Origin of the sequence: Halochromatium roseum (genome assembly GCF_016653315.1) — a bacterium.
GTDB lineage: Bacteria > Pseudomonadota > Gammaproteobacteria > Chromatiales > Chromatiaceae > Lamprobacter > Lamprobacter roseus.
In genome coordinates, this window is record NZ_NHSH01000084.1 from 12,604 (window position 1) to 39,079 (window position 26,476).

Here is a 26,476-nt window from a genome sequence, read left to right on the forward strand (position 1 = left end):
ACGGCTCAGCATCCAGTCGGTGCTGGTCCTCGGCACTTGCTGGATGCTGCGGCGACGAAGCCGAGCGCCGCAAACCCTGCCGCGACGCTGTAGGTCCAGCTGGCACCAACCACCGACCAGAGCAGTCCGCTGGTCAGACTGCCGAGCGCACCGCCGACACCAAAGCTGATGCTGTTATAGAGGGCCTGGCCGCGGGCCTGGGTCACGCCCGGGAAATAGCGGTGCGTCAGGTGGATAGCCGAGGCGTGAAAGACGCCAAAGCTGGCAGCATGGAGCGCCTGAGCGGCAATCTGCAAGGCCAGGATGTCGACGAACAGACCAATCAGCAGCCAGCGCAGCACCGCGAGCGCCAGACTCCACAAGATCAGCGCGCGAGCACTGAAGCGCTCCAACAACCGGTGCATCCGCAAGAAGGCCAACACCTCGATGAACACACCGAAGGCCCAGAGCGCGCCGACGGCACTGTCTGAATAGCCTTCAGCCTCGAGATAGATCGAATAGAAGGCGTAATAGGCGCCATGGCTCGCCTGCATCAACAGGCAGGCGGCGAGAAAGAACAGCACCTCGCGCCGCCCTAACAGGCGCCGCAAGGAAAGAGGCTCAGCGGCGACATGGGCGTGTGGGCAATCCGGCACCAGCATGACACTGAGCAGGATGCCGCCAAACAGCAGCAGCACCGCGATCGGAACTACGCCGGAGCCTGCCTGCTGCTGCCACCAGCCAACCGCTAGGACGATCAGAATAAAGCCGATGCTACCCCAAACCCGCACCTGCGCGTAACGACTGACCCGAGTGCCGAGATGGTTGAAGGTCACCGCCTCGATCAGCGGCAGCGGCCCATTCCAGAAGAAGCTCCAGATCGCCATGGTCAGCGCCATGGGCCAAAAGCCATCAGCCCAGAACACCGCGGTGAAGCTCAGGAGTGCCAGGAGCGCCCCAAGGCGCACGATGCGCATGCGCTGACCGCGCCAATCCGCCAAGCTACCGAACAGGTTGGGGGCGACGATCTTGGTGGCCATCAAGATCGCCATGAGCACACCGATGGCAACCGGCTCGAACCCGCGATCGAGCAGATAGGGGCCCCAGAACGGAACGAGGGCGCCGAGTGCGGCGAAATGGAAGAAGTAGTAGCTCGACAGACGCGCGTAAGGCATCGGCTCAGCCAGACGCGAGGGCCGGTTTATGGCGCTTGCGCGGGGATCGGCGCCAGCGGCGGAACCACCTGCATGTTCTGTGCGCGATGCCGCAGCAGGTGGTCGGCCAGCACCAGCGCCAACATCGCCTCGGCGATCGGCGTCGCCCGAATACCAACGCAGGGATCATGCCGACCCTTGGTGATGACCTCGGTCGCAGCACCGGTGATGTCGACCGTGCGACCGGCGAGGCGGATGCTCGAGGTTGGCTTCAGGGCGAGGCGAGCGACGATGTCTTGTCCTGTCGAGATACCGCCGAGCACACCGCCGGCGTTGTTGGAGAGGAAACCCGCCGGGGTCATCTCGTCCCGATGCTCAGTGCCGCGCTGTGCGACACTCGCGAAGCCAGCGCCAATCTCGACCCCTTTGACGGCATTGATGCTCATCAGGGCATGGGCGATGTCGGCATCAAGGCGGTCGAAGATCGGCTCGCCCAGACCGGGCGGCAGGCCGGTGGCGATGACGCTGACCTCAGCGCCGATCGAATCGCCAGACTTTCTCAGCTCATCCATGTAGGCCTCGAGCTGCGCAACCTCGGCCGCGCCGCCACAGAAGAACGGATTCTGCTCGACCTGCTCCCAGGAAAAGGCCGCATCCCCTGGAACCGGCAGCTTGATCGGTCCGAGTTGCGAAAGAAACCCGTGCACCTCGATCTGCGCCAAGCGCCGCAATACAACCTTGGCAACCCCACCGGCGGCGACGCGGATGGCGGTCTCACGCGCCGATGAGCGCCCGCCACCGCGATAGTCGCGGCGACCATATTTCATGGTGTAGCTGTAATCGGCATGGCCCGGCCGAAACCGCGCCGCGATCTCGGAGTAGTCCTTGGAGCGCTGGTCCTGGTTCTCGATCAGCAAGCCGATCGGCGCACCCGTGGTCTCGCCCTCGAACACGCCCGAGAGGATGCGGACTTGATCCGACTCACGCCGCTGGGTGGTATGGCGCGACTTGCCGGGTGCGCGGCGATCCAGATCGCCTTGCAGATCGGCCTCGCTCAGCGGCAGCCCAGGCGGACAGCCATCGACGATGCCGCCGATCGCCGGGCCGTGGCTCTCGCCGAAACTGGTGACGACGAACGAGCGCCCGAAGCTATTGCCTGACACGGTGATCGACTGCCAATCGTTGATTAATAAGCTGGAGGGGCAACCATGTCCTGGTCGGTGAGCCAGGCATTGCCCTTGGCCAAGACGTCACGGGACAGGGTACTGGTGGCCTGATGCAGCCTGATCCCGTTGAGGATGTAATCATAACGCGCAGAGAGATAGTTGAACTCGGCCTCGAAGAGGTTTCGCTGCGCATTCAGCACATCAACCTGGGTACGGGTGCCGACCTCGAGCCCAGCCTCGGTCGATTCCAACGAGCTACGCGCTGAGACGATCGCCGCTTGCCGTGCCTTGACGTCGCTGATGCTTGAGAGGATGCCGCGAAAGGCGTCTTTGACCTGGTTGGCCACCGCGCGGCGCTGCTGGTCGAGCCGATCTTGCGCGGCGCGAAACTGATGTCCAGCTTGGCGGGTCGATGAGGCGACCGCCCCACCCTGGTAGAGCGGGATATTGACATTGAGGCCGATGAAGCCGGAGTCGGTGTCGGTGCCAAACTCCTGGCCGGTACGAGATAGGTCATATCCGGCCTGCATGCCCACGCTTGGATAGTAGCCCGAGCGCTGGATCTCGATGTTTTTGCGCGCCGCCTCGGCAGCCGCCTTGGCCGCTGCGATGTCGAAGTTGTTGGCCAACGCGGTCTCGGCCCAAATATTGATATCGTTGGGTTCGGGCGGCGCCAAGGGAAGGCGGTCACCGAGCCTCGCCAACGGCACCTGGATCGGACCAACAATGCGGCGCAGCGCCTCCCAGGCGTTGTTCAGATCATTCTCGGCCGTGATCAGGTTGGCACGCGAGCGGTCGAATGCGGCTTGGTTATCGTTGACGTCGGTGATCGCGACGAGCCCCACTTCAAAGCGTTGTTTGGACTGCTCCAACTGGCGCTCGTCAGCGGCGACCAGGGCCTCTTGTACTCGCACCAGATCAGAGGCCCTGAGAACGGCGAAATAGGCATCCGTGGTGCGCACCATCAGATCGATCTCGGCGCTCTGATACTGAGCCTCGGCCTGGGCGATGGTGTCGTCGGCCTGGCTCAGGCGCATCCAATCGCCACGGTTGTAGACCGATTGCGAGACAACAGCGGAGAGATTGCTGCGATCGAAGCTGTCGTTACGGGTAAAACTGCCTTGCGTCGGATTGCTCCCCCGCGATTCGACATTGTTGTATTCGACGCTCCCGCTGATGCCGAAATTCGGCAACAAGAGCGCCTTCGCCTGCGGCTTGACCTCACGTGTCGCATAGAAGTTTTGCTCGGCCTCGCGTAATGACGGATCACTACTCGCCGCAAGATCATAGATCTGCAACAGATCTTCGGCCTGAGCCTGGGTGGCCAGTAGGAGCGCCGGAAGCGCGAGCGTGCAAAGCAACGCGAGCGGGCTTGGAGCCCTGCGGAGCGGTTTCATTCTAATCTCCGGTCATTTCCGTTGGAGAGGAGGCGCGACCTCAGGGAGCGTGATCAGCCGCACGATGGCGCGAGTATAGGCGAGCGCCCCGATCGGCCACAATGTCAGGAAATACCTGAACACTGAATTGATGACCGTCAGCACTAAACACGATCGCGCGAGAAGTCACAGCTAGAGCGTGGCCACACTGTCGCACAGGGCCAGCATGATAGCCTCATTGAGCGCGGCGGACCCTAAGCCGCGCTCTCGGAGCCTGGCCCTCACTGAACATACCCCTTCGGAGTCCGTCCCTCTAGAGTCGCTATGAACAAAGGCAAAATCATTGCCAGCGAGTTCCGCCCGCCCTGGTGGCTGAAGAACCCCCATCTGCAAACGCTCTGGCCTAAGCTGATGATGCACCTCAGCCTTCCCAGCCACTCGGGAAGAACCGGCAGCGCTGGCAAACACACGCAGATCCTCCTCGAACGGCGTCGTATCGAGCTTGCAGACGGAGACTTCATCGACCTCTCGATGAGCACCGCCCAAGCGGGACCGCGCGTGCTCATCATCCATGGGCTCGAAGGCGGGCTCGATTCACACTACGCGGCTCGCCTCGTCGATCGGCTTGCGCAAAACAGCTTCCAACCCGTGTTCATGCACCTGCGTGGCGCCAGCGGCGAGCCGAACCGATTCGCGCGCTCGTACCACTCCGGCGCTACTGAAGATCTACGCGCCGTGCTCGAAGCCTTGGCCAAAGACCCTGCAGGACCACTACTAGCCGCGATCGGCTTTTCGCTCGGCGGCAATCTTCTGCTCAAATATCTGGGCGAGTCCGACGACCCGTTACTCGAGCGTGCCATCGCGGTCTCGGTGCCCTTCGTGCTGCGCGACGCGATGCTGCGGCTCGAGCTCGGCTTCGCCCGCCTCTACCGCGGCTATCTGGTCAGCCGCCTCAAGGCCAGCTATCGGCAAAAGTTCGCGCAGCGGTCATCACCACTCAGCGTCGATCTGGATCAGATCCAGGACTTCAACCAGTTCGACGATCAGATCACGGCGCCGCTGAATGGCTTCGCTGGCGTCTTCGACTACTATCAGCGCGCGAGCTGTCGCGGTTATCTGGGTCAGATCCACACGCCCACCCTGATCATCCACGCCGCCGATGATCCCTTCATGTTTCGGAGCACGGTTCCCTTTGAGCACGAACTTGGACCCGGAATCCGGCTTGAGCTCTCGACGCATGGCGGCCACGTGGGCTTTATCGCCGCGCGCGGCATGGGCTTCTCCACCGGGTGGCTTGAGTCAAGGATTCTGCGCGCACTTGGTTAAGCGATGCGCGCTCAGCGCGTCAAGACTTCAACGGTCTGGTTCCTAGCCCCAGGATTGTCGGCGAGCATCATCATCGATACCCTTGCAACTGGCGCGGACATCGTGCGCGCCTGACAAACAGATCACCTTGTCACCCTCAGTACAAACAACGAGTAGGCATTGAAAATGCTGGACCTGTCCAGATTTCATGCCGGCAGCCTGTCGGACATCACGAAGATAACCAACGCATGCGAAAGAAGATCGCCGTCATCGGCAGCGGTATTGCCGGTTTGGCCGCAACCTGGCTCCTCGGTCGACACCACCAAGTCACGCTGATCGAGCGCAATGACTATGTTGGTGGACACACCCACACCGTCGACGTCGACGATGATGGGCAGCCACTCGCCGTCGACACGGGCTTCATCGTCTACAACATTGCCAACTATCCGCTGCTGACGCAGCTGTTCGATGTGCTCGGTGTCGCGACGCGCGAGAGCGATATGTCGTTCTCGGCCTCGATCGGCCCCGGCGAGATCGAATATTCAGGCGATAGTCTAAATACCTTATTCGCCCAACGCCGCAACCTGGTCAGCCCGAGCTTCCTGCGCATGGTTGCGGACCTGGTTCGCTTCAATTGGCGCTGTAAGGCCATGCTGCGCGACGGCGGCTTCGATGGGCTCAGCGTTGGCGAGATCCTCAGGCGCGAGCGCATGAGCGACAGCTTTCGCGACCACTTCCTACTGCCGATGGCAGCCGCGATCTGGTCTTGCCCAACGCGCACCATGTTGGATTTCCCGGCAGAAAGCCTGGCGCGCTTCTTCAATAATCATGGCCTGCTGAACCTGATCGATCGGCCGCTCTGGCGCTCGGTCACCGGCGGCAGTGCACGCTATGTGGATCGCTTTCTGGAAGCGATCGGGCCGGAGCAGGTGCGCCTCGACGCGGCTCAGTCGGTTCGACGGACCGAGCAGGGGGTCGAGGTCAGTCTGGCATCCGGTGATCATCTGATGTTCGACGATGTCGTGCTGGCCTGCCATGCCGATCAGGCACTGGCGCTGCTAGACCAGCCGAGCGCCGCCGAACAGACGCTATTGGGTTGTTTCCGCTATCAGCCAAACCCGACTTATCTGCATACCGACATCGGCCTGATGCCAGAGCGCCGACAGGTCTGGTCATCCTGGAATTATCTTTCGCAAGTGGATCAGGACGGCTCGCGCGCAGTCTCGGTGACCTATTGGATGAACCGACTACAGGGACTGAAGACCAGCAAGGACTATCTGGTCTCACTGAATCCCCTGCGAGCGCCGGCCGAGGAGCAGATCATCGCCGAGATGAGTTACGATCACCCGGTCTTCGACCAAGCAGCGATGGATGCGCAGCCGCGGCTGGCTGAATTACAGGGACAAGACCGCATCTGGTTCTGCGGTAGCTACTTCGGCTATGGCTTCCATGAGGATGCGCTGGCCTCAGCGGTCGCGATGGCCGATCGCTTCGGTGTTGACACCTCGATGCTGACAACGGCGGAGTCAAGCCGATGAGCGAGAACCCGCATCGCATCTACTTCACCCAGGTGATGCACCGGCGCCTGTTCCCGGTGCAATATCGCTTTACCTACAAGGTCTTCAGCCTGCTGTTGGACTTGGATGCGCTCGACCGCGTGCCGTCATTGCTGCGCACCCGTAAGGGCTTTGGCCTCTTGCGCTTCGCGGCCGAAGACCATGGCCCACGCGATGGCTCAGCATTGCGGCCCTGGGCCGACCAACTGCTGCGCGAGCACGGCATCGAGCTCGCGGGCGGGCGCATCCGCCTGCTGTGCATGCCGCGGGTGCTTGGCTACGGCTTCAACCCGCTCAGCCTCTGGTACTGCGAGCACGCTGACGGCCAGCTCCGTGCGGTTTTGGCCGAGGTCAGCAACACCTTTGGCGACTCGCACTTCTACCTGCTTGCCAACGGCGGCAAGCCGCTGGCCTGGCCAGTACGCGACAGGGCCTCGAAATGCTTCTATGTCTCGCCCCTGATGGAGGTGGCGGGCGAGTATCGATTCCGGCTCGCCGAGCCTGACAAGAAGATCGGCGTCTTTATCCGCCAGTTCCACCAGGACGGCCGCCTTGAGCTGGTCGCGACCCAGTCCGGCGCTGGCGAGCCACTCAGCAACCGCGCCCTGTGGCGGGCGTTGCGGCGCACCCCGTTGATGAGTTTCAAGGTCATGCTCGCCATCCATTGGCAGGCCTTGAAGATCTGGCTGCGCGGAGCGCGCTATGTTCCAAAACCCGATTCTGCCCATCCAAAGGTGACCTGATGGCAAGCGACAAGACGGCCGAGGCCGCCGCCCTACCCCGGCTCCAGCAGCCGTTGTTTGGACCGGTTCTGCGCACCCTGCTGAAGCCGGTGATCTGGCCGATCACCAGGCTGTTCGACCGCATCGCCGCTGGCCAACTGCGGCTCCGGCTCGGCGGCCGCAGTTACCTGCTCGACAGCGAGCGCGAGGGGCCGCAGGCGCAGATCGATATTCGGCGCCCGGTGCGGATGGCGCGGCGGTTGGCGACCAAAGGCCATCTCGGGCTCGGTGAGAGCTGGATGGCAGGCGATTGGGACAGCACGAATCCAACCGCGCTATTGCACCTGCTCGCGGTCAACGAACATCGCTGGCGCGAGCGCCAACGCGGCGGCCCACTGCACCGGTTATTGTCGCCGCGGCGTCATCAGCGGCGCAGCAATACCCGCACCGGCAGCCGGCGCAACATCGCCTATCATTACGATCTCGGCAACGATTTCTACCAGCTCTGGCTCGACCCGAGCATGACCTACTCCAGCGCAGTCTATAGCGCCGACGCTGGTGAGGTCTATGACGCTGATGACCTCTATAGTGCCGACGCCAGCGCCACCTATAAGGGGCCAAGCTCGGCGCCGAGTCAGACCGCTGCGCTGAATGACGACGACGACCAAACCCTCGTGCAGGCGCAACGACTTAAATATCAGCGCCTGCTCGCGATGCTCGACGCCAAGCCCGGCCAACACCTGCTGGAGATCGGCTGCGGCTGGGGCGCGATGGCCGAAGCAGCCGCTGAGCAAGGGCTTCAGCTCACCGGCATCACGCTCTCGGAAGAACAGCTAGCCTGGGCCAAGTCGCGCTTCAGTGGCAGCCCACTCGCCGCCCAAGTCGAGCTGCGGCTGCAGGACTATCGCGATGTCACCGAAACCTTCGATCACATCGTCTCGATCGAGATGTTCGAGGCCGTTGGAGAAGAATACTGGCCAACCTACATGGAGACGCTGCGAGAACGTCTGCGCCCAGGTGGTACGGCGGCGCTGCAGGTGATCACGATCTCCGACGATATCTTCGAAGACTACAAAGCCAGTCCAGATTTCATCCAGCACTACATCTTTCCAGGCGGCATGCTGCCGACAGTCGGCCGCTTCGACGCGGCGGCACAGGGGGCCGGACTCGAGATCACAGAGCGCAGCTTCTATGGCAAGGACTACGCACGCACCCTGCGGGCGTGGCATCGGCGTTTCCTCGAGCGCGAGACCGAGGTACGCGCATTAGGCTACGACGAACGCTTCATCCGCATGTGGCGCTACTATCTCTCTTACTGCGAGGCCGGCTTCCTGGACGATCGCATCGATGTGATGCAGGTCGCGCTGCGGCACCAAGACAGCGTCTGAAGTCACACTGAAAGCGGTTGCGCCAAGCCCAAGCGCAGCCAGCGCTTGATCATCCAGCGTGGCACTCAGTAGCTGTCCATTTTCTACTTCACGATGATCGCCCAACACTTGCCTTAAAATCGGCAAGAAGTTGATGGACAGTTTCTCAGTGATGAGCGTTAACTCGCTGCGCTTGGTGGTCGAACGCTCGGCGTCACACGATGGATGAGCCGCCCGATCTCGGTCAGCAGGTCGTCGCTCGCCTTCCGCAAGACCTGCACACTGTCTTCGGTTGGCTGAGTTTCACCGCGATCAATACGGCCAAGGAGATCGGCCGCAACCGCCTGCATTCGGTCATATTTGACACCAATCGGCTGGAACTCGGCAAAGGTCTTGTAACGACGTCGGCCAGGGCCGGCGTACCAACGACCGAAATCCCGATCATCAGGTCTCAGATCAGCGCGTTGGCTAGGCGCTGCATGCATAAGCTGCCGCACAAAGCCCTGCAGCCAATACCGATGATTCTGCGCCGCGAGCATCAGCGGCAGATCGTCGCGCTCTGATGTTACCTCGAAATCACTCCACATGGCTCCAGCCGACCAGCGAGAGATCCATCCCGGAAGCGCTTCCGCCGGCATCGGCCGCGCGATCCCATAGCCCTGACCGAAATGACAACCAAGCCAGGTCAACATGGCCGCATGTGCCCAGGTCTCGACCCCTTCGGCGATCACTGGCCGGTTGAAGGCATGAGATAACTGCACGACGCTTTCGACGATCTCCTTATCGCCTAGGTCATGCAGCATGTCACGCACGAAACTTTGATCGATCTTCAACACATCGACCGGCAAGGCGCGAAAATAGGCCAGCGACGAGTAGCCGGTGCCGAAATCATCAAGGGCAAAGCGCACCCCAAACGCACGACAAGCCGCTAAGACGCGTTGCGCCTGATCGAAATCGCTGAGTGTCGCGGTCTCCAGGATCTCCAGCTCCAGGTCTTCTCCGGCGACGTCAGGATGCGCGCGCAGCCGCTCCTCGAGCCGTGCGGCGAAGTCCGGCCGCAACAGATGACGGGCGCCGATATTGAGACTGACCGAGAAGCTCAACCCCTCGCGCTTCCAGGCCTCGAGCTGCTTTAGCACCTGCTCGATGACCCACTCATCGAGCTTCACCTCAAGCTCGGTCCCCTCGATATCGGGCAAGAAGGCGGCCGGCATCAACAAGCCTTGCTCGGGATGTTGCCAGCGCACCAAGGCCTCAGCGCGGATCACCTCGCGGCTGATCATATTCACCTGGGGCTGGAAATGCAGGACCAGCTCATCTTGTTGTAGGGCCAAGCCGATCCGCTCGAGCTTCTGCCGGCGCACCTGCAGCAGCTGATCCTGCTGAGCATCGTAGAGGTGGTAGGTGTTCTTACCTTCCTCCTTGGCCTGATACATGGCCTGATCGGCATGCCTCAGCAAGGTGTCTGGGTCGACAATATCTGGTGGGCAGAGCGTGACGCCAATGCTTGCAGAAACGCTGTGCATCAGTTCTCCGACCTTGATCGGCTCACTAACCGCGGCGAGGACGCGGTTTAGCAATCCGAAGCAGTCCTCTGGTTGAGCCAGATCGGTGAGTAGCAGAACGAACTCGTCACCGCCAAGGCGAGCGACAGTATCCTCGCCACGCACCACCTGACCCAAGGCCTTGGCAACCTGGACCAAAAAGCGATCGCCAACAGCATGACCGTAGCGGTCGTTGATCGGTTTGAAGCCGTCAAGATCGAGATAACAGACCGCGAGCACACGACCCTTGCGGCGAATATGGGCGATGGAATGCTCGAGCCGATCCGTCAACAGGCGCCGGTTTGGCAAACCGGTGAGATGATCGTAGTGGGCGATGCGGTTCAGCTCCGCCTCATGGGCCTTGAACTGACTGATATCGGAGAAGACGCCGATATAATTCAGTATGGCTCCGGCCGAGTCACGCACGACTGAGATCGAGAGCAGCTCCGGGTAGACCTCAGCGTCTTTGCGCCGGTTCCAGATCTCACCCTGCCAGAATCCATCGTCGTTAATCGCCGCCCACATGCGCTGGTAGAACTTGGCATCGTGCTGACCCGATGCCAGGATCTTCGGATTATGGCCGAGCAGTTCCTCCCTAGCATAGCCCGTGATACGCGTGAAGCTTGGATTGACGTCAACGAGACGATTATCGGCATCGGTAATCACAATGCCTTCGAGGCTGTGGGCGAAGACACTGGCGGCGAGCCGAAGCTGCGCCTCTGCCTGCTTGCGATCGGTCACGTCGTGGATATAGCCGTGCCACAATACGCTGCCATCCGGTTGACGTTGCGGCGAGGCTTCTCCTTCTAGCCATAGCGTGCGCCCATCGGCAAACCTGACCCGATAGGTTTCTTGCCAGGTTGTCAGCTCGGTGGCAGAACGCTCGATCGATGCCTTGATGCGCTCGAGATCCTCGGGATGGAGCACCTCAAACACCGGACTCGCGTCCTCCATGGCGCTCGCAGCCTCAACGCCGTAGATCAGCTTGATGCCTTCACTGGCAAACGGGAAGGCACTGCGGCCATCCGGCCAACGTTGGTACTGGTAGATCATGCCCGGAACATGGGCGGCGATCTTCGCGATCCGCTCATGCAGTTCTTGGATGCGATCGCGCTCGCGTTTCAATGCCTCGAGCGTCTGCAGCTGGGCGCCAATATCACGGGCAATGCCGAGCACACCGACCAAGCGCCCCTCGGCATCGAACATCGGGGTCTTGATCGTCTCGACCTGCTCCTGATGGCCATCATCGGCGAAGATCAGAGTCTCTTGATTGACGGTTGAGCCACCGGCAGCAATGGCGTCAAGGTCATGCTGGCGAAAGGCTTTCGCCTCTGCGGCAGGCACGAAATCCGAATCGCGTCGGCCTTTGATCTCAGCCTCGGTGGCGCCAAAGAACCGCTCGAAACGCGGATTGCACGCGAGGTAGACACCATCGGGATCTTTCAGCCAGACAAGGTCTGGGATCGTGGCCACCAGGGTCGAGAGGAAACTGCGCGCTTCCTGCAACCTGGACTCGCTCTCGCGCAAGGCACGCTCATCGTCGACCCGCTGCTCTTGCCCGCGCAGCAACAAACCGAGCAGCACGCCAATCGCCGGCAACACGACGAGAAACGGCAGCGCGACGTCCCTGAGAACCTGTACCCGCAGCGCGGCAGGCAAGAGGATGACCCAGCCCAGTGCGACCAGATGCAACGCCAAGCCGAAGAACAATAGGCTGGCGAAGCTGATCTCGACTTTACCGAGGCGACGCAGATGATAGAACAGGGTGCCAAAGCTGGCCGCGGTGACGATGGTCGCGATCCCCATGCCAACCCCAGGGCCACCGAGCCAGCCGCGGTAGAGGCTCGCGATGAGACCAGAGATCGCCGCCGCCGGTAGGCCTCCAAATAGCCCCGCGATGCCGATCACGACGGTGCGCCCGTCGAAGATCAACGGACCGACGACCACCGGATAAACCATCCCCAACAGCGCAGTCAATCCAAACAGGACCCCGATCAGGACCTGGGTTGAGCCTTGATCACGCGGCAAACGCGCGACGAAGAGACCGTGCGCGAACGCCAATGCAAGCAGCAGGGAGGCGTTCTGAACAAGCCCACTGAGGATGCTCATCCGCACCCACTCCGTTCACCTTGGCCGCCAGCAAGGCAACGGCAGCCGTCACGCGAACCGCCCACGAACAGCGCTTGAGCTAGGCAGTGAGGTATCACCACAGCAGGTCTACATTGGAAAACCGCCACCAGGCGGAAAACCACCACCCGGCGGCACCCCCCCACCCATGCCACCCATCCCCGGCGGCAGTTGACCCTGCATCTGGCGCATCATCTTGGCCATGTTGCCACCCTTCATCTTCTTCACCACCTTCTGCATCTGGGTGAATTGCTTCAGCAGCTTGTTCACATCCTGCACCTGAGTGCCCGAGCCAATGGCGATCCGTCGCCGCCGCGACCCTTTGATGACCTGTGGATGCTGCCGCTCCATCGGCGTCATCGAGTCGACGATCGCGATCATCTTCACCACTTCCTTGTCGTTGACCTGACGCTTCATATGCTCAGGCAGCTGACCCGCACCCGGCAGCTTGTCCATGAGCCCAGCCATGCCACCCATGGCGCTCATCTGCTTGAGCTGCTCACGAAAGTCGACGAGGTCGAAGCCTTTGCCTTTCTTGATCTTTTTCGCCAGCTTTTCGGCCTTCTCATGATCGAACTTTTGCTGCATCTCCTCGACCAGCGAGACCACGTCTCCCATACCAAGGATGCGCGACGCGATGCGGTCAGGATGGAAGGGTTCGAGTGCATCGCTCTTCTCACCGACGCCCAAGAACTTGATCGGCTTGCCGGTGATCTCGCGGATCGAGAGTGCGGCGCCACCACGAGCATCGCCATCGGTCTTGGTCAGCACCACGCCGGTGAGCGGCAGCGCGTCATGGAAGGCTCGCGCTGTCTTGGCCGCATCCTGGCCGGTCATGCTATCGACCACGAACAGCGTCTCGATCGGCGTCACCGCAGCATGCAAGTCCTTGATCTCCTGCATCATGCGCTCATCGATCGCGAGCCGTCCGGCGCTGTCGACAATGAGCACGTCCTGGCCTTGGCGGCGTGCCGCATCCAGCGCGGCCTTGGCGATCTCGACCGGCTGCTGCTGCAGGGTGCTCGGGAAGAAGACGGCATCGACCTCAGCGGCGACGGTGCGCAGCTGATCGATGGCGGCGGGGCGATAGATATCGCAGCTCACCACCATCACGCTCTTCTTCTGGCGCTGCTTGAGATAGCGCGCGAGCTTGCCGGCGCTGGTGGTCTTACCCGAGCCTTGCAGACCGGCGAGCAGGATCACCGCCGGTGGTTGCTGGCGCAGGTCGAGACCCTCATTGGCCTCGCCCATGAGGCTGACCAGCTCGTCATTGACGATCTTGATCAGCACCTGCCCCGGTGTCAGGCTCTTGGTCACTTCGGCGCCAAGCGCCTTCTCACGCACGCGCTCGATGAAGCCGCGCACCACGGGCAAGGCGACGTCGGCCTCGAGCAGCGCCATGCGCACCTCGCGCAGGGTCTCCTTGATGTTGTCCTCGGTGAGCCGAGCCTGACCACGCAGGCCCTTCAGCACCTCGCCGAAGCGATCCTGAAGATTGTCGAACATGATGCCTCTGTATGATCCTGTTTAGGGATTGACCTGTTTGGGGATTGACCTGTTTACCGACGGCCGGTTGATTTCGACCCAATCGATTGACGCGCGCCAGCTCCGCGAATATCAGAACGCTTGCTGGCCGCGGTTTGTTAACCTACGTCAAGGCAGCGCGATTGAGTCTCCGGAAAGCAGCGGTTGCCAGGCTGACTGTCGTTTGCAGGCCGTCTCGCTTGTGCGATGATCGCAGACTATGAACAACGTCGTCATCTCGATCGCAACCCTGATCGCCTACTTCGGCTCGGCCGCGCTCATCGGCTGGCGCCTGTTCACGCACCAACCGGATGCGAGCACCGCCAAGCTGCGCGGCGTCACGCTCGGCCTCGCCTACGCTGGGCTGACCCTCCACACCTGGCTGCTGTATACCGTCATCTTCAGCCATGACACGCTGAATCTAGCGTTCTTCAATGCCCTGTCTCTGGCGGCCTGGACTGTCGTCGCCTCGCTGCTGCTGTCAAGCCTGACCAAGCCGATCGAGAATCTCGGCTTGGTGGTCCTGCCGCTCGCGGGCATCACGGTGCTGCTGGATATGCTCTACCCGAGCACGCCGTTCCTCGGCGAGTCCACCAGCTGGGTATTGAAGCTACACGTCCTGCTCTCAATGCTGGCCTACAGTCTGCTCACGCTGGCGAGCGTACAAGCCGTGCTGCTCTGGATTCAGGACGCCTATCTGCGTGGGCGCAAGCCCGGTGGCTTTGTCCGTGCGCTGCCGCCGCTGATGACCATGGAAGAGATGATGTTCGAGATGATCGGCATCGGTTTCTTCCTACTCACCCTGGCGCTGCTGAGCGGCTTTGCGTTCCTCGAGAACATGTTCGCACAGCATCTAGTGCACAAAACCGTGCTCTCGGTGGTCGCCTGGCTGGTGTTCGGCGGGCTGCTGCTCGGTCGGCGTCTGTGGGGCTGGCGCGGTCGCAAGGCAATCTCCTGGACCCTCACCGGTTTCGGCATCCTGATCCTCGCCTACTTTGGCTCCAAGCTGGTGCTCGAACTGATCCTTCATCAACCCGCCTGAACCTCACCCCTTGATGAAACCGCTCCGGCGGTTTTACTAAGCCTCAAACTCTTGAGGCCATTTCCGAAATGGCTTGTACCACAGGGCGCGGCAAAACAACTGCTGGCCTCTCAGGTCCCTGGAAATGGAGTATGAGATTTTCATTGGCGTAATAGGCGGTCAAGGAACACCAAGTCTTCCGGCTGGTCGATGTCAGCTAAGCTCGCTAATTCTGTCCATACCAGTCCAGCATCGCGCATCCGCTCCCGGGTAATCTGCGCAACTTGGGCCGTGCCCCAAGGCATCTTCGTAAACAGCAGGGGCAGCGCTGACAAGGCCTCTCGGCGCAGGCCAAGTAGCACATAGCCGCCATCCTCTGCCGGCCCCAACACCGCCCTCTGCCTGATCAGCGCCTGCAGTGCTTGCAGCAGATAGTCGGCGTCTAGGTCTGGGCAGTCGGTGCCGATCAGCAGCACCTGCTCCGCCCGCCCAAGAGCGCTCGCAGCGGCGGCTTGCAGTCGGGCGCCTAGATCAGCGCCGCGCTGGGCGTGCAAATGCAACCGCAGGCGCTCGGCCAACTGCATAAACAGTGGGGGCGTCGTCTCAGGCGCGCACCAAAGCTCCACGGGTGCCAGGCGCGCATTGGTGACCCGCTCGAGAGTGTTGCACAAGAGGGCTTCGGCGAGTCGCGCCGCCCCCTCAGCACCGAGCGCCGGGATCAGGCGCGTCTTGCACTGGCCAGGCACAGGCGCCTTGGCAAAGACCAAAATGCGGGCATTTGGGAAACGCATCAGCTCGGCTTTGCGTCAATCGACCAAAGCCGCGGCTGCGGCGAGCAAAACGCAGTCGTTTCGGTCAATCTGCCTGATATCGCCATCAGCCGTCATTGGGCCTGTCCCGGTTGTGGGATAGCAGGTCGCCCAGTTGCTCCATCAGGGTCTGCGCGGTTTCGAAATCGTAGTCCTCTAGCGCCTGCTGCAGCTGCTGCAATTCGTCCTGGAAACCAGCAGCGATGAACAACGGCTGCGCGGCCTCGAGGCGAGTCGCCGCATTGTAATGGGAGCCGGCGATCAGCTCGGCCAGTTCCGCAAGAACTCGGCCGAGCTGTGCCTGGGTCGCAGCCGGGGTCGCAGTCTGCAACGGCTGTGCATCCTGTGGCGATCCTATCCCTGATTCGGCAGTCTGCTCGGGTAGGGTCGCGATGGCGTTGAGCACCTGGTTGAGCGCCTGTTCGACCGCCGCTCTGGCCTGCGGGTCGATCCGTTGTGCCGCGGCCTCCGCCTCGAGCCGAGCACTAGCCCGTTGCAGTGTATCAGCGCCGATATTACCCGCCACGCCCTTGAGACTGTGGATGATGCGCTGGGCCGACGACCAATCACGCTCTGCCACAGCAGTGTCGAACTGATCGAGGCTGTCAGCGTGGCGCTGGGCAGTCTTGCGCAGCAGCTTCAGGTAGAGCCCACGATTGCCTTGAGCGCGCTGGAGACCGGCAGCGGTATCGATGCCCTCCAAGGCTGAAAGCGCAGACAGCTCTGATTTTCGCTTTGAATCTAGCGTTGGCGTTGGCCCGCTCTCTAGCGGTGGCCCGCACTCAGACCGCTGCGCCTCTGATGCCAGCAGCTGGCTCGCCTCTGGTTGACTCGCCACCGTCCGGATCGGCGCCGTCGGCTTGATCCATCGCGCCATAGTCGAGAAGAACTCGGCGACATTGATCGGCTTGGCGATATGGTCGTTCATGCCAGCGGCGAGGACCTTCTCGCGATCGCCGGCCATCGCGTTGGCGGTCATGGCCAGGATCGGTAGATCTTTGAAGCGCGGGTCTTGGCGCAACCGACGGGTGGCTTCGTAGCCATCCATGATCGGCATCTGGCAATCCATGAGAACGCCGTCGAAAGACGTCTGCTCGAGCAACGCCAGGGCCTCCTCGCCCTGGTTGGCGACCTTGACGCTGAGGCCGTTGCTGGTCAGGAGTTCCAGCGCCAGCTCTTGGTTGATCTCGTTGTCCTCTACCAGCAGCACCTTAGCCCCGCGCAGCCGGAGCAGATCCTCTGCGGCGGCAGCGCGATCGTGGCGCGGCCGTAACTGCGCGGCTGCACTGCGGCCGAGGGCGCGGAGGATGGCATCGAGCAGGTCCGAAGGGGTCGCGGGCTTGTTCAAAAAGCCGCGGATGTCGAGCCCTTTGGCGGCGACCATGGCCTCCTCGCGTCCGTAGGCGGTGACCATGAGGAGGGTCGGCAACGGGCTGATATCGGGGCACTGCTCGATGGCCCGCGCCGTTGCTACGCCGTCGAGCCCAGGCATGCACCAGTCCAACAGCACCAGCCGGTAAGGGTCATCCGGCGCGCTCCTACGCAATTGGCTCAGCGCCTCCTCGCCGCTGGCCGCGGCATCCACGCGCAGCCCGAGGCTGCTGAGGATGGCCGAGAGCGTCTCGCGGGCACTCGCGTTGTCGTCCACCACCAGCAACCGTAGCGCGCCCAGCTCGCTGAGACCGATTGGCAGACGCGCGTGCTCGCCCTGCTGCAGGCCGAGCTGAGCAGTGAACTGGAAGCGGCTGCCGACGCCGGGCCTGCTCTCGACCCAGATCTCGCCGCCCATCAGCTCGGTCAGGCGTTTGGAGATCGCCAGCCCTAACCCGGTGCCGCCGAAGCGGCGCGTGGTAGAGGCATCGGCCTGACTGAACGACTGAAACAGCTTGCCCTGTTGCTCGGCGCTGAGACCAACGCCAGTATCGCGCACGGAGAACTGTAGCCGACAGGTCTCGGTGTCCTGTGAAAGCACCTCAGCACCGATGACGATCTCGCCGCGCTCGGTGAACTTCACCGCGTTGTTGCTGAGATTGGTCAGGATCTGCCCCAGGCGCAGCGGATCGCCGACCAGGGCGACGGGGAGATCAGCGGGCAGGTCGAAGATCAGCTCCAGACCCTTCTCCTCGGCCTTGAGACCGATGACCGCCGAGAGGTTGCCAAGAACGTCCTCGAGGCTGAAGTCGATGCGCTCGATGGCGAGCTTGCCGGCCTCGATCTTAGAGAAGTCCAAAATGTCGTTGAGGATACCGAGCAGGGCATCAGCGGAGCGGCCGACCTTCTCGATGTAGTTGCGTTGGCGCTCATCGAGCGCGGTCTGCAATGCCAGATGGGTCATGCCGATGATGGCGTTCATCGGCGTGCGGATCTCGTGGCTCATGTTGGCCAAGAACGCTGACTTGGCCTGGTTCGCCGACTCGGCCTCGGCCTTGGCCGCCTGCAGCGCCAGCTCGGCCTGCTTGCGCTCGGTGATGTCCTTGCCTGATCCGCGATAGCCTTTGAGTTCGCCGTCTGCACCAAGGATCGGCATACCGCTGGTCAGCAGGTGACGCAGGGAGCCATCGCGATGGCAGACCAGGTTTTCCTGGTCGGTGAATGACTGCTTCTCAGCGGCGATCGCCTGAAAGCGCGTGCTCGCCCGCGCTGCCTCCGCCGCCGGCATCAGTTCGAAGGGCGTCTTGCCGAGTAAGGCCTCGGGCGCGAGGCCGAGACAATCCTTCGCCTTGTCGGAGACATAGGTATAGCGCCCGTCGGCATCGGTCTCCCAAATCCAGTCTGCCAGGATCAGCGCCAGATCCTTGAAGCGTTGCTCGTCTCTTTTCCGTAAACGTTCTCGGCGGGCGGCCGTGTTCTGGATGCGCCACTCCATCCATCCCGCCAAGAGCGCGCCGAGCAGATTCACCGCGACAAGGATTGGCAAGGCCTCTCGCAACACCAGCCCTCGCTGCGGCTCGGGGAACAAGAGGATGGTCGCCAAGGCCAGCGAGAGGACGACCCCAAAGGTCAGATGACGCCATGGTGGCTTCAGGCGCCAGCGCGCTTCGATGAACCGCCAGATCAAGCCGAGCAACGGTGCAAGGGTCAAGGTCAGGCTGCCAATCAAGGCGCCTTGGCCACCCATCAGCAGGCGCGCGGGTATGGCCACAAGCAGGGCGGCTGCAGCGCCGCGCCAGCCCGCCAACAGGCCCGCAAATCCCATCAGCAACACCCGTGCGTCCAGCAACAACCCAGGGGCGATCTCGACCGGCTGCAGCATCACCTGAACGGCCCCCAGACCGAGCAGCCCGCCAAGCGTCAGCTGGCGAGTCGTCTGATCGGGCAGCCACTGCCACAGATGATGATGATAAAACAGGGCGATCGCGGCAAAGGTAATGAGCCCAAGGGACGACGCCGTGACAAAGTCCAACAATCAGGTTCCTCCGAGCGTCACGTCCGATTCGAATTCGGATTCGGCGCCGCAGCGCAAGCCCTAGGCAAGCGCTCCGCCGCAACTACTGCCCTGCCCAGCGGTACAACCGTAACAATGCTCACCGACCTGGATGGAACGCTCTCTGAGCAGCTCCGCTGAGGTCAGATCACGGAGATGTAGTCGCTTGCGCTGGTTCGGACTACCCGGGTTCGGGCTAACCGGACTCAGACGGTGAAGGTCGCCATCGCCTTGGCGCAGCGGCAGATCAAGCATCTGATTGAAGTCGCAGTCATAGATGTAGCCCTGCCAGTCGACGCTGATCAGGTCACGGCACATCACCGCCTCCAGGTTCGCCGCCTGATGCGCCGACTTCAACAGCCCCAGATAGTCGTCAAACTGCCGCGTCGATTGCAACCAGCTGCCAAAGCGGCGGATCGGCATGTTCGCCAAGGTCAGCAGACGGTTGAACTCGATCCCATAGCGGGTCTTGAGTTCGCGCTTGTACTCGGCCTCAAGCGCGCACTGTGAAGGCGGCAAGCTGGCACCAGTCGGATTGTAGACCAAGCTGAGCAACAAGCGGCCGTCAGAACGACCATAGCCGCGCGCATTCAGCGCGCGCAGACCGCGCAGGCTGGCCTCAAAGGTGCCAGATCCGCGTTGCGCATCGACATTTTCCTGCAGATAGCAGGGCAAGGAGGCGATCACCTCGACCTCATGCTCGGCCAAGAAGTCGGCGAGATCCTCCTGCCCCGGCTCCTCTAGGATCGTCAGATTACAGCGATCCATCACCCGCATACCCAGCCCGCGCGCCGCGATCACCAGTGGCCGAAACACCTGATTCAACTCCGGCGCACCGCCGGTGATATCCAACAGGGTCAGGTCGCCACGCCGCAGAAAGCCCAGCAGTTCATCGAGCGTCTCAAGGCTCATCTCCTCGCTGCGCTTAGGGCCTGCATCCACATGGCAGTGCAGGCACGACTGGTTACACCGATAACCGAGATTCACTTGTAGCGTCGTCAGTCGACGGCGCCGGATCGGCGGAAAATCAGAGGGGAAGAGCAGCGGTTTTGAATCCAGCACAAACAGCTCCGAGCGACGGCAAAAATTGACAGCAGACTGCTCACAAGATACGCCGGCAGTGGTAACATTCAAGCATGTCGCCGCCCGAGTCGTCGCCGTCTCAATCACCAGCAACCAAGGCGACACCATCAACCATCCTCAGATTGGGGCTGTAGCTCAGCTGGGAGAGCGCCGCGTTCGCAATGCGGAGGTCAGGGGTTCGATCCCCCTCAGCTCCACCATTCAAACATCACATGGACATCATATCGCAGCAGCGATTCCGGACTCTGCAGCGCGGTGTCACAGTCGGCGATCTGGTCGATCAAGGCGATCAACCGCTCCAAATGCTCGAGTGGCTGGTCGCTGAAGATCCAGCGCAGCGCCAGTTGCACCAAGCGGATCAGCACATCGCCCTTGATCTCCGCCGCGTCGGCCACCTCGCTTCGGACCTTGACGACGCGCGTCATTCCTCTTCTCTACAACCACTTTTGAGCGTTAACTGACTGCACCTTGCTCTGATATAAGGCGAATAGGATGTCGACCTTGAGCCAGTCGATGCGGGTGATCTCGGCGACGTCATCGAGACGGACGGTGAGTCTGATCACGCCCTGCTTGAGCAGGCTGGCATAGGGGGTGCCATCGATGGGATTGGTGCCGATGTCGACCACGCGGATCGGCTCCTTGAGCTGCCAAGGCCGTGCTCACGGCACCTGATTGCGCACTGGGTTGTTCGCTGGCGCCAGCGATGTTCGATCTTGCGCGAGCAGCGCAATCTGCGCGGAGAGTTCCAGCGCCAGGCTGAGCCGATAGGCCTGGTTGATGTCTGCCGCCGCGGCATAGACGCCCTGCCCCGCGACTAGGCAGAGCGGATATTGATTAAGCGCCGCAGCGAGCTGAGGTGGCGCCAACACTGGCACCCGGCCAAACAGGCGCCGGCCTTGCTCATCGAGCGGCTCGAAGAAGCCCTGATTTGAGATTCGGTTCGCGTTGGCGGTCGATGTGTCATTGGACACGAAGCCGGAGTCCGGGCTCTGGTTTGGCGCCGGGCTCGGGCCTAGCCGCAAACTGAGCGCGATCGCCTGTGGTCCCTGGGTGCGCAGGATGGCATTGATCTCGGGCCGCTGGCGATAGAGTTCGCGATACAAGGCTGCATCCGCAGACAACTCAGCGTCCGCGCCGACCGCTTGCGGCAGCGGCGCTTCGAGCCCGCAGGCAATCAACGCGTCCGTCTGGCTCAGATCGCCGGGCTGGCCGTTTGGGCTGAACCTGCCGTTTGGGCTGAACCAACCGCTCGGCCTAACCCAAGGGTCTGGGTTGATCCAACCGCTCGGGGTGATCCAAAACCGCCCGCCCGCGCGCACCGAGGCGTTGCCAAAGGCGGCGGCATTGGCCCAGCCACCCTGCCAGCGTTGCATGGCCGCGAGTAGCTCAGCACGCGGATCAGCGCTGATCCCGGCACCAGCGCGCGTCAACTCGGCGATGAACTCGACCAAGGCACCCAACTCCGACAGCGGCAGTTGCCTCGGATGCGGCGCGACCGGCAGCGGATCATCGCTGACCACGGCGACGATGCCCTGATCATCCGGATAAAGCGGCGTCTTGCCGGTGGCGGCGCGAAACACCTCGATCTTGGGCACGGCTGCGGCGCGAAAGCCCTCGATCAGGAGCAGATCGAGACTCTCGGCATCGAAACGGGCACGCAGGCTATCGAGTCCGGCGGGATGATCCTCGGCGCGTTCGTTGGTGCGACTGAGCAGCGCCCAGTGCTCGCCGGAGACCAGCATCACCTGGCGCGCACCGGCGGCGGCCACCTCGTAGCTATCCTTACCCGGCCGATCGAGCGCAAAGCCATGATGGGCGTGCTTGAGATAGCCGATGCGCAGCCCGCGCTGGCGCAGCAGCGGGACCAGTTTGCGCAATAAGGTGGTCTTGCCGCTGCCGCTGGGTGCGACAAAGCCGATCGCTGGAATCTGTCTGGCCTCAATCATCACTGCCCTCTCGCAGCTGTGGTTGGCGTGCTCGTACTCAGTCAGCAGCCGTCTGCGCGGTTTGTGCGGTTTGCGCGCATCCGCAGCCTCTCGTCGCTGTTGTCGACGCGCTCGCACGCAGTCAGCAGCCGCCCGCGTGGTTTGCGCACCTCAGTGCCTCTCGCAGCTGTTGTTGATGCCGCCCGCAGCGGTCGCCTTGGACATTCTAGCGGAGAGTGGGCAGAATCTCGGGCTTTGCTCAGACCCAACCAAGAATCAAACGAGATGGCGCAATACATCTACACCATGAACCGCGTCGGCAAGGTCGTGCCGCCGAAACGCGTGATCCTCCGCGACATCTCGCTGTCGTTCTTCCCCGGCGCCAAGATCGGCGTGCTCGGCCTCAATGGCGCCGGTAAGTCGACGCTGTTGCGCATCATGGCCGGTATCGACACCGAGATCGAGGGCGAGGCGCGGCCGCAGCCAGGCATCAAGATCGGCTATCTGTCGCAAGAGCCGCAGCTCGATGAGTCGAAGGACGTGCGCGGTAATGTCGAGGAGGCGGTGGCGCCGATCAAGCAGGCGCTGGAGCGGCTGGATGCGGTCTATGCCGCCTATGCCGAAGAAGATGCGGACTTCGATGCCCTGGCCAAGGAGCAGGCGGAGCTGGAAGATCTAATCGAGGCCACCGATGGCCATAACCTGGATCGCACCCTGGATCAGGCCGCTGACGCGCTGCGGCTGCCACCCTGGGACGCGGAGGTGAGCAAGCTCTCTGGCGGCGAGCGCCGCCGTGTCGCGCTCTGCCGGCTGCTGCTGTCGAAGCCGGATATGCTGCTGCTCGACGAGCCGACCAACCATCTCGATGCCGAATCGGTTGCTTGGCTGGAACGCTTCCTCAAGGACTACAGCGGCACCGTGGTGGCGGTGACCCATGATCGCTACTTCCTCGATAACGTCGCCGGCTGGATTCTCGAGCTCGACCGCGGCCATGGCATCCCCTGGCAGGGCAATTATTCGAGCTGGCTGGAGCAGAAGGAGAAACGTCTGGAGCAGGAAGAGAAGTCCGAGCAGGCGCGCATCAAGGCGATGAAGCACGAACTGGAATGGGTGCGCACCAATCCCAAGGGTCGCCAATCGAAGAGCAAGGCGCGTTTGGCACGCTTCGAGGAGCTGCAATCGCAGGAGTTCCAGAGCCGCAACGAGACCAACGAGATCTATATCCCACCGGGTCCGCGCCTCGGCGATCTGGTGATCGAGGCCAACGGTCTGCGCAAGGCCTATGGCGATCGGTTGCTCTACGACGATCTCTCGTTCAACCTGCCCAAGGGCGGCATCGTCGGCGTGATCGGCCCGAACGGCGCCGGCAAGACCACGATGTTCCGCATCATCACCGGCCAGGAGCAGCCCGACGGCGGCGAGATGCGCGTCGGCGAGACGGTCGAGATCGCCTATGTCGATCAGAGCCGCGATGCCCTTGATGGCAAGAAGACGGTCTGGGAGGAGATCTCGGATGGCCAGGACATCCTGGTGGTCGGCAAGTATGAGATGCCCTCGCGCGCCTATGTCAGCCGCTTTAACTTCAAGGGCTCGGATCAGCAGAAGCGCATTGGTGACCTCTCCGGCGGTGAGCGCAACCGGGTGCATCTGGCCAAGCTGTTAAAAAGCGGCGGCAATCTGCTGCTGCTCGATGAGCCGACCAATGATCTGGATGTCGAGACCCTGCGCGCGCTGGAAGAGGCGGTGCTCAACTTCCCCGGCTGTGTGGTGGTGATCAGCCATGATCGCTGGTTCCTGGATCGCATCGCGACTCATATCCTTGCCTTTGAGGGCGACTCCAAGGTGACCTGGTTCGAGGGCAACTATGCGGACTATGAGGAGGATCGTCACCGGCGCTTGGGCACCGATGCCGATCAGCCGCATCGCATTCGTTATCGGCCGTTGAGCGCATGAGGCGCGGCTTGTGGCGCGGCCTGTAGCGGAAACGCCGCACGCAAGGACGCTGGCGCCCTTCCCGCATGCCCGAGCCGCTCGAAAACCACGCGATCCTCGGTGAGGACGACTGAGGATCGCGTGAGGATCGCGTGAGAATCCTGTGCGTCTTTTTGAAGCCTGCTAGTCTTATGGAACGGAAAATCTCGCCCCCAGAGGTGATCTGATGCGGCATCTGTTACCTTTTTGTTGTGCGTCAGCGCTGTTCGCCGCCAGCCTGGATGCCTTGGCGGTCGAGACCGCGCCGCGCATCTCGGACCGCGAGATCATCGAGTCGCTCACTCGACTGGAGGCCGGCCAAGCGAGCTTGGAGCGGCGATTGACTGGATTGGAACAACGCATGGATCAGCGCTTTGCCGCCATGGAGAAAGACATGGACCAACGCTTTGGCGCTATGAAAAACGATATAGATCAGCGCTTTGGCGCCATGGAAAACGCCATGGATCAGCGCTTTGCCGCCATGGAAAACGCCATGGATCAGCGCTTTGCCGCCATGGAAAACGCCATGGATCAGCGCTTTGCCGCCATGGAAAACGTCATGGATCAGCGCTTTGCCGCGGTAGAAAAGCGCCTTGATAATCTCTTCGCGATGATGCTAACCATGTTCTCCGCGTTGGTCCTGCTGATCGTCTCGCTGTTCGGCTACATCGTTTGGGATCGTCGCACGGCGCTGCGTCCGCTTGAATCCCGCCTCGCCAGGCTCGAGCAGGATCTGGAACGCGACCTGCAGCTGCGCCATGAAGAAGGCTCATTGCTGACTCGCCTGCTGAAGGCGTTGCGCGAGCTGGCTCGTGAGGATGAAAAGCTCGCCAATGTGCTGCGCAGCTTTTCGGTGCTCTAATCAGCGCGGCGAACGACCATAGCGCAGTCAGATCACGGCTGGTGACAGCCTGAATCCCTTTGGTGACTCATGAGCGCCAACCTCGACCAACTCCTGTCCCGCATCGACGCCCTGCTCGACCGCGTCGAGCCCTGGCTGCCGGCGCCGACCGCGACCGACTGGAGCGCGGTCGCCTGGCGCTGGCGCAAGGATGGCGCCCAGGGACAACGCGGCGGCGGCTGGCTGGAGCCGATCCGCCGGCCGCATCCGCTACGGCTTGAGGACCTGCTCGGCATCGATGCGCAGCGCGCTGAGATCGACCGCAACACGCGGCAGTTCCTCGCCGGCGCCGGCGCCAACAATGTGCTGCTCTCAGGCTCGCGCGGCACCGGCAAGTCGTCGCTGATCAAGGCACTGCTGACGACCTATCAAGACCAAGGCCTGCGGCTGATCGAGGTCGACAAGGACGACCTCACCGACCTACCCGAGATCATCGAGCAGATCGACGGCCGCAGCGAGCGCTTCATCCTCTACTGCGACGATCTCTCATTCGAGGCCTCGGAGTCCGGCTACAAGGCACTGAAGGCCGCGCTCGACGGCTCACTCAGCGCCCCACCGGACAATCTGCTGATCTACGCCACCTCCAACCGCCGCCACCTACTGCCCGAGTATCAGCGCGATAATCAGGACGCGCGCATGATCGACGGCGAGATCCATCAAGGCGAAGGGGTCGAGGAGAAGATCTCGCTCTCAGATCGATTCGGCATCTGGCTCTCGTTCTACCCGTTCAGCCAAGCCGAATACCTCAGCGTTGTTCAGCACTGGCTTGCGCAGCTCGGCGCAACCAGCGCAGACCCTGCCGAGACTGAACGGCAGGCACTGCAGTGGGCATTGAGGCGCGGCTCGCGCAGCGGTCGCACCGCTTGGCAATTCGCCCGCGACTGGGCCGGGCGGAATGCCTACATCACGCGGCCCGCGAGCTGAGCGTCGCGGCGGAAATGGACTATCGAGAAGCGAGCAACCATTTTGGACGGATGGACTGTGGAGGGTCTCGATGAATGCCGCGCGCAGGAGCAACTGCTCAGTCCTTGCCGCTGACCTGCGTGACGTGGCTCTTCGGGATAAGCATCGATGACCCGCGTAAAAACAAGCGGCTCTGCCGCGGAGTCGAACATCTCCTCGGGAGTCCGGTGCGGTAACGGTAACTATTTTGGCTCTTTGTGGGTTTTGAGGACATGCTAAGGTCAGGCGTCTGTCTCAACACGTGCTGTTCCGATGTGCCGCCTCAACGACTTGATCGACGAAGAGAAATGCGACGACGAAGTCCGACGGATGCGTTGGCCGTACGTCGTTGATTGTCCACGTTGTGGTTCCAACAAGGTCGTCAAGCGTGGCCGCAACCACCGACACAGGGCCTGTCGCCGCTACACCTGTCGAAACTGCGAGAAACGCTTCGATGATCTGACAGGGACGATTTTCATGGGACGCCACCAGCCGCTGTCGGTGTGGTTTTCCTCTCTGTACTTGATGGACATGAACCAGTCGAACCTGCAGATCGCCGAAGAGCTCGGTCTGAATGAAA

At 62.1% G+C, this 26,476-nt stretch carries 20 protein-coding genes and 1 tRNA gene; 10 read left to right on the forward strand and 11 right to left on the reverse strand.

What is annotated here, in order from left to right; all coding sequences use genetic code 11:
• Window positions 1-5 precede the first annotated feature (5 nt).
• From CCR96_RS23300 to CCR96_RS23310, 3 genes are read right to left on the reverse strand one after another with little or no spacing between them, the layout of a single operon-like run.
• Complete coding sequence (locus tag CCR96_RS23300; protein WP_201224304.1) at window positions 6-1,154, reverse strand: MFS transporter; 1,149 nt, start codon at window positions 1,152-1,154, stop codon at window positions 6-8.
• A 26-nt stretch (window positions 1,155-1,180) separates the two neighbouring features.
• On the reverse strand, window positions 1,181-2,296 hold the full coding sequence (aroC, locus tag CCR96_RS23305) for a chorismate synthase (protein ID WP_201224312.1): 1,116 nt from the start codon (window positions 2,294-2,296) through the stop codon (window positions 1,181-1,183).
• Between the two features lie 23 nt (window positions 2,297-2,319).
• Complete coding sequence (locus CCR96_RS23310) at window positions 2,320-3,696, reverse strand: TolC family outer membrane protein (RefSeq protein ID WP_201224314.1); 1,377 nt, start codon at window positions 3,694-3,696, stop codon at window positions 2,320-2,322.
• Window positions 3,697-3,999: 303 nt separating this feature from the next.
• Here CCR96_RS23310 and CCR96_RS23315 point away from each other — a divergent pair, with 303 nt between their 5' ends.
• The 4 genes from CCR96_RS23315 to CCR96_RS23330 all read left to right on the forward strand — a co-directional run bounded on the left by CCR96_RS23315 (window position 4,000) and on the right by CCR96_RS23330 (window position 8,646).
• On the forward strand, window positions 4,000-5,001 hold the full coding sequence (locus CCR96_RS23315; protein ID WP_201224317.1) for a hydrolase: 1,002 nt from the start codon (window positions 4,000-4,002) through the stop codon (window positions 4,999-5,001).
• A gap of 227 nt (window positions 5,002-5,228) precedes the next feature.
• A complete protein-coding gene (locus tag CCR96_RS23320; protein ID WP_201224319.1) occupies window positions 5,229-6,518 on the forward strand; it encodes an NAD(P)/FAD-dependent oxidoreductase in 1,290 nt (429 codons plus the stop codon).
• Window positions 6,515-7,279: a DUF1365 domain-containing protein gene (locus tag CCR96_RS23325; RefSeq protein ID WP_201224321.1), complete on the forward strand. Its 765-nt coding sequence runs from the start codon at window positions 6,515-6,517 to the stop codon at window positions 7,277-7,279. Before CCR96_RS23320 ends, CCR96_RS23325 begins: the two co-directional genes overlap by 4 nt.
• Entirely contained in the window at window positions 7,279-8,646 is a 1,368-nt protein-coding gene (locus tag CCR96_RS23330) for an SAM-dependent methyltransferase (protein WP_242519323.1), read from the forward strand. The genes CCR96_RS23325 and CCR96_RS23330 overlap by 1 nt, the downstream gene beginning before the upstream one ends.
• 158 nt (window positions 8,647-8,804) lie before the next feature.
• Here CCR96_RS23330 and CCR96_RS23335 read toward each other — a convergent pair whose 3' ends face one another.
• Entirely contained in the window at window positions 8,805-12,278 is a 3,474-nt protein-coding gene (locus CCR96_RS23335) for an EAL domain-containing protein (protein WP_201224323.1), read from the reverse strand.
• Between the two features lie 108 nt (window positions 12,279-12,386).
• Entirely contained in the window at window positions 12,387-13,802 is a 1,416-nt protein-coding gene (gene ffh, locus CCR96_RS23340) for a signal recognition particle protein (RefSeq protein ID WP_201224325.1), read from the reverse strand.
• Window positions 13,803-14,040: 238 nt separating this feature from the next.
• On the opposite strand from ffh, the gene CCR96_RS23345 reads away from it, so the two are divergent.
• Window positions 14,041-14,862: a cytochrome C assembly family protein gene (locus CCR96_RS23345; RefSeq protein WP_201224334.1), complete on the forward strand. Its 822-nt coding sequence runs from the start codon at window positions 14,041-14,043 to the stop codon at window positions 14,860-14,862.
• 140 nt (window positions 14,863-15,002) lie between these two features.
• Here CCR96_RS23345 and CCR96_RS23350 read toward each other — a convergent pair whose 3' ends face one another.
• From CCR96_RS23350 to arsS, 3 genes are all read right to left on the reverse strand, one after another.
• The gene (locus tag CCR96_RS23350) at window positions 15,003-15,632 is read right to left on the reverse strand and encodes a TIGR04282 family arsenosugar biosynthesis glycosyltransferase (RefSeq protein WP_201224351.1); all 630 of its coding nucleotides are present in this window, start codon (window positions 15,630-15,632) and stop codon (window positions 15,003-15,005) included.
• A gap of 85 nt (window positions 15,633-15,717) precedes the next feature.
• On the reverse strand, window positions 15,718-19,056 hold the full coding sequence (locus CCR96_RS23355; protein ID WP_201224361.1) for a hybrid sensor histidine kinase/response regulator: 3,339 nt from the start codon (window positions 19,054-19,056) through the stop codon (window positions 15,718-15,720).
• A gap of 60 nt (window positions 19,057-19,116) precedes the next feature.
• A complete protein-coding gene (gene arsS, locus CCR96_RS23360; RefSeq protein WP_201224363.1) occupies window positions 19,117-20,136 on the reverse strand; it encodes an arsenosugar biosynthesis radical SAM (seleno)protein ArsS in 1,020 nt (339 codons plus the stop codon).
• Between the two features lie 145 nt (window positions 20,137-20,281).
• On the opposite strand from arsS, the gene CCR96_RS23365 reads away from it, so the two are divergent.
• Window positions 20,282-20,357, forward strand: a tRNA-Ala gene (locus CCR96_RS23365).
• Here CCR96_RS23365 and CCR96_RS23370 read toward each other — a convergent pair.
• From CCR96_RS23370 to mobB, 3 genes are read right to left on the reverse strand one after another with little or no spacing between them, the layout of a single operon-like run.
• Window positions 20,346-20,582 carry a hypothetical protein gene (locus CCR96_RS23370; protein WP_201224365.1) on the reverse strand — a complete coding sequence of 79 codons (237 nt, stop codon included), beginning with the start codon at window positions 20,580-20,582 and terminating at the stop codon, window positions 20,346-20,348. The genes CCR96_RS23365 and CCR96_RS23370 overlap by 12 nt on opposite strands.
• A gap of 9 nt (window positions 20,583-20,591) precedes the next feature.
• Window positions 20,592-20,783 carry a hypothetical protein gene (locus tag CCR96_RS23375; RefSeq protein WP_201224368.1) on the reverse strand — a complete coding sequence of 64 codons (192 nt, stop codon included), beginning with the start codon at window positions 20,781-20,783 and terminating at the stop codon, window positions 20,592-20,594.
• Window positions 20,784-20,816: 33 nt separating this feature from the next.
• Complete coding sequence (gene mobB / locus CCR96_RS25435; RefSeq protein WP_201224370.1) at window positions 20,817-22,103, reverse strand: molybdopterin-guanine dinucleotide biosynthesis protein B; 1,287 nt, start codon at window positions 22,101-22,103, stop codon at window positions 20,817-20,819.
• A gap of 264 nt (window positions 22,104-22,367) precedes the next feature.
• Between mobB and ettA the strand changes: the two genes are divergently transcribed.
• The 4 genes from ettA to CCR96_RS23400 all read left to right on the forward strand — a co-directional run.
• Entirely contained in the window at window positions 22,368-24,035 is a 1,668-nt protein-coding gene (ettA, locus tag CCR96_RS23385) for an energy-dependent translational throttle protein EttA (RefSeq protein WP_201224372.1), read from the forward strand.
• A 205-nt stretch (window positions 24,036-24,240) separates the two neighbouring features.
• Complete coding sequence (locus CCR96_RS23390) at window positions 24,241-24,915, forward strand: YggN family protein (protein ID WP_201224374.1); 675 nt, start codon at window positions 24,241-24,243, stop codon at window positions 24,913-24,915.
• Window positions 24,916-24,984: 69 nt separating this feature from the next.
• Window positions 24,985-25,878 (forward strand): ATP-binding protein, encoded by an 894-nt coding sequence (locus CCR96_RS23395; protein ID WP_201224376.1) that lies wholly within the window; start codon window positions 24,985-24,987, stop codon window positions 25,876-25,878.
• A 291-nt stretch (window positions 25,879-26,169) separates the two neighbouring features.
• The coding region (locus CCR96_RS23400; protein ID WP_201224378.1) for a transposase at window positions 26,170-26,476 on the forward strand (307 nt) is incomplete at its 3' end.

Bases quoted from the DNA above. Each gene is read 5' to 3' on its own strand.
- CCR96_RS23300 (WP_201224304.1), bottom strand. From the start codon at position 1,154: ATGCCTTACGCGCGTCTGTCGAGCTACTACTTCTTCCATTTCGCCGCA.
- CCR96_RS23310 (WP_201224314.1), bottom strand. From the start codon at position 3,696: ATGAAACCGCTCCGCAGGGCTCCAAGCCCGCTCGCGTTGCTTTGCACG.
- CCR96_RS23315 (WP_201224317.1), top strand. From the start codon at position 4,000: ATGAACAAAGGCAAAATCATTGCCAGCGAGTTCCGCCCGCCCTGGTGG.
- CCR96_RS23320 (WP_201224319.1), top strand. From the start codon at position 5,229: ATGCGAAAGAAGATCGCCGTCATCGGCAGCGGTATTGCCGGTTTGGCC.
- CCR96_RS23325 (WP_201224321.1), top strand. From the start codon at position 6,515: ATGAGCGAGAACCCGCATCGCATCTACTTCACCCAGGTGATGCACCGG.
- CCR96_RS23330 (WP_242519323.1), top strand. From the start codon at position 7,279: ATGGCAAGCGACAAGACGGCCGAGGCCGCCGCCCTACCCCGGCTCCAG.
- CCR96_RS23335 (WP_201224323.1), bottom strand. From the start codon at position 12,278: ATGAGCATCCTCAGTGGGCTTGTTCAGAACGCCTCCCTGCTGCTTGCA.
- ffh (WP_201224325.1), bottom strand. From the start codon at position 13,802: ATGTTCGACAATCTTCAGGATCGCTTCGGCGAGGTGCTGAAGGGCCTG.
- CCR96_RS23345 (WP_201224334.1), top strand. From the start codon at position 14,041: ATGAACAACGTCGTCATCTCGATCGCAACCCTGATCGCCTACTTCGGC.
- CCR96_RS23350 (WP_201224351.1), bottom strand. From the start codon at position 15,632: ATGCGTTTCCCAAATGCCCGCATTTTGGTCTTTGCCAAGGCGCCTGTG.
- CCR96_RS23370 (WP_201224365.1), bottom strand. From the start codon at position 20,582: ATGACGCGCGTCGTCAAGGTCCGAAGCGAGGTGGCCGACGCGGCGGAG.
- mobB (WP_201224370.1), bottom strand. From the start codon at position 22,103: ATGATTGAGGCCAGACAGATTCCAGCGATCGGCTTTGTCGCACCCAGC.
- ettA (WP_201224372.1), top strand. From the start codon at position 22,368: ATGGCGCAATACATCTACACCATGAACCGCGTCGGCAAGGTCGTGCCG.
- CCR96_RS23390 (WP_201224374.1), top strand. From the start codon at position 24,241: ATGCGGCATCTGTTACCTTTTTGTTGTGCGTCAGCGCTGTTCGCCGCC.
- CCR96_RS23395 (WP_201224376.1), top strand. From the start codon at position 24,985: ATGAGCGCCAACCTCGACCAACTCCTGTCCCGCATCGACGCCCTGCTC.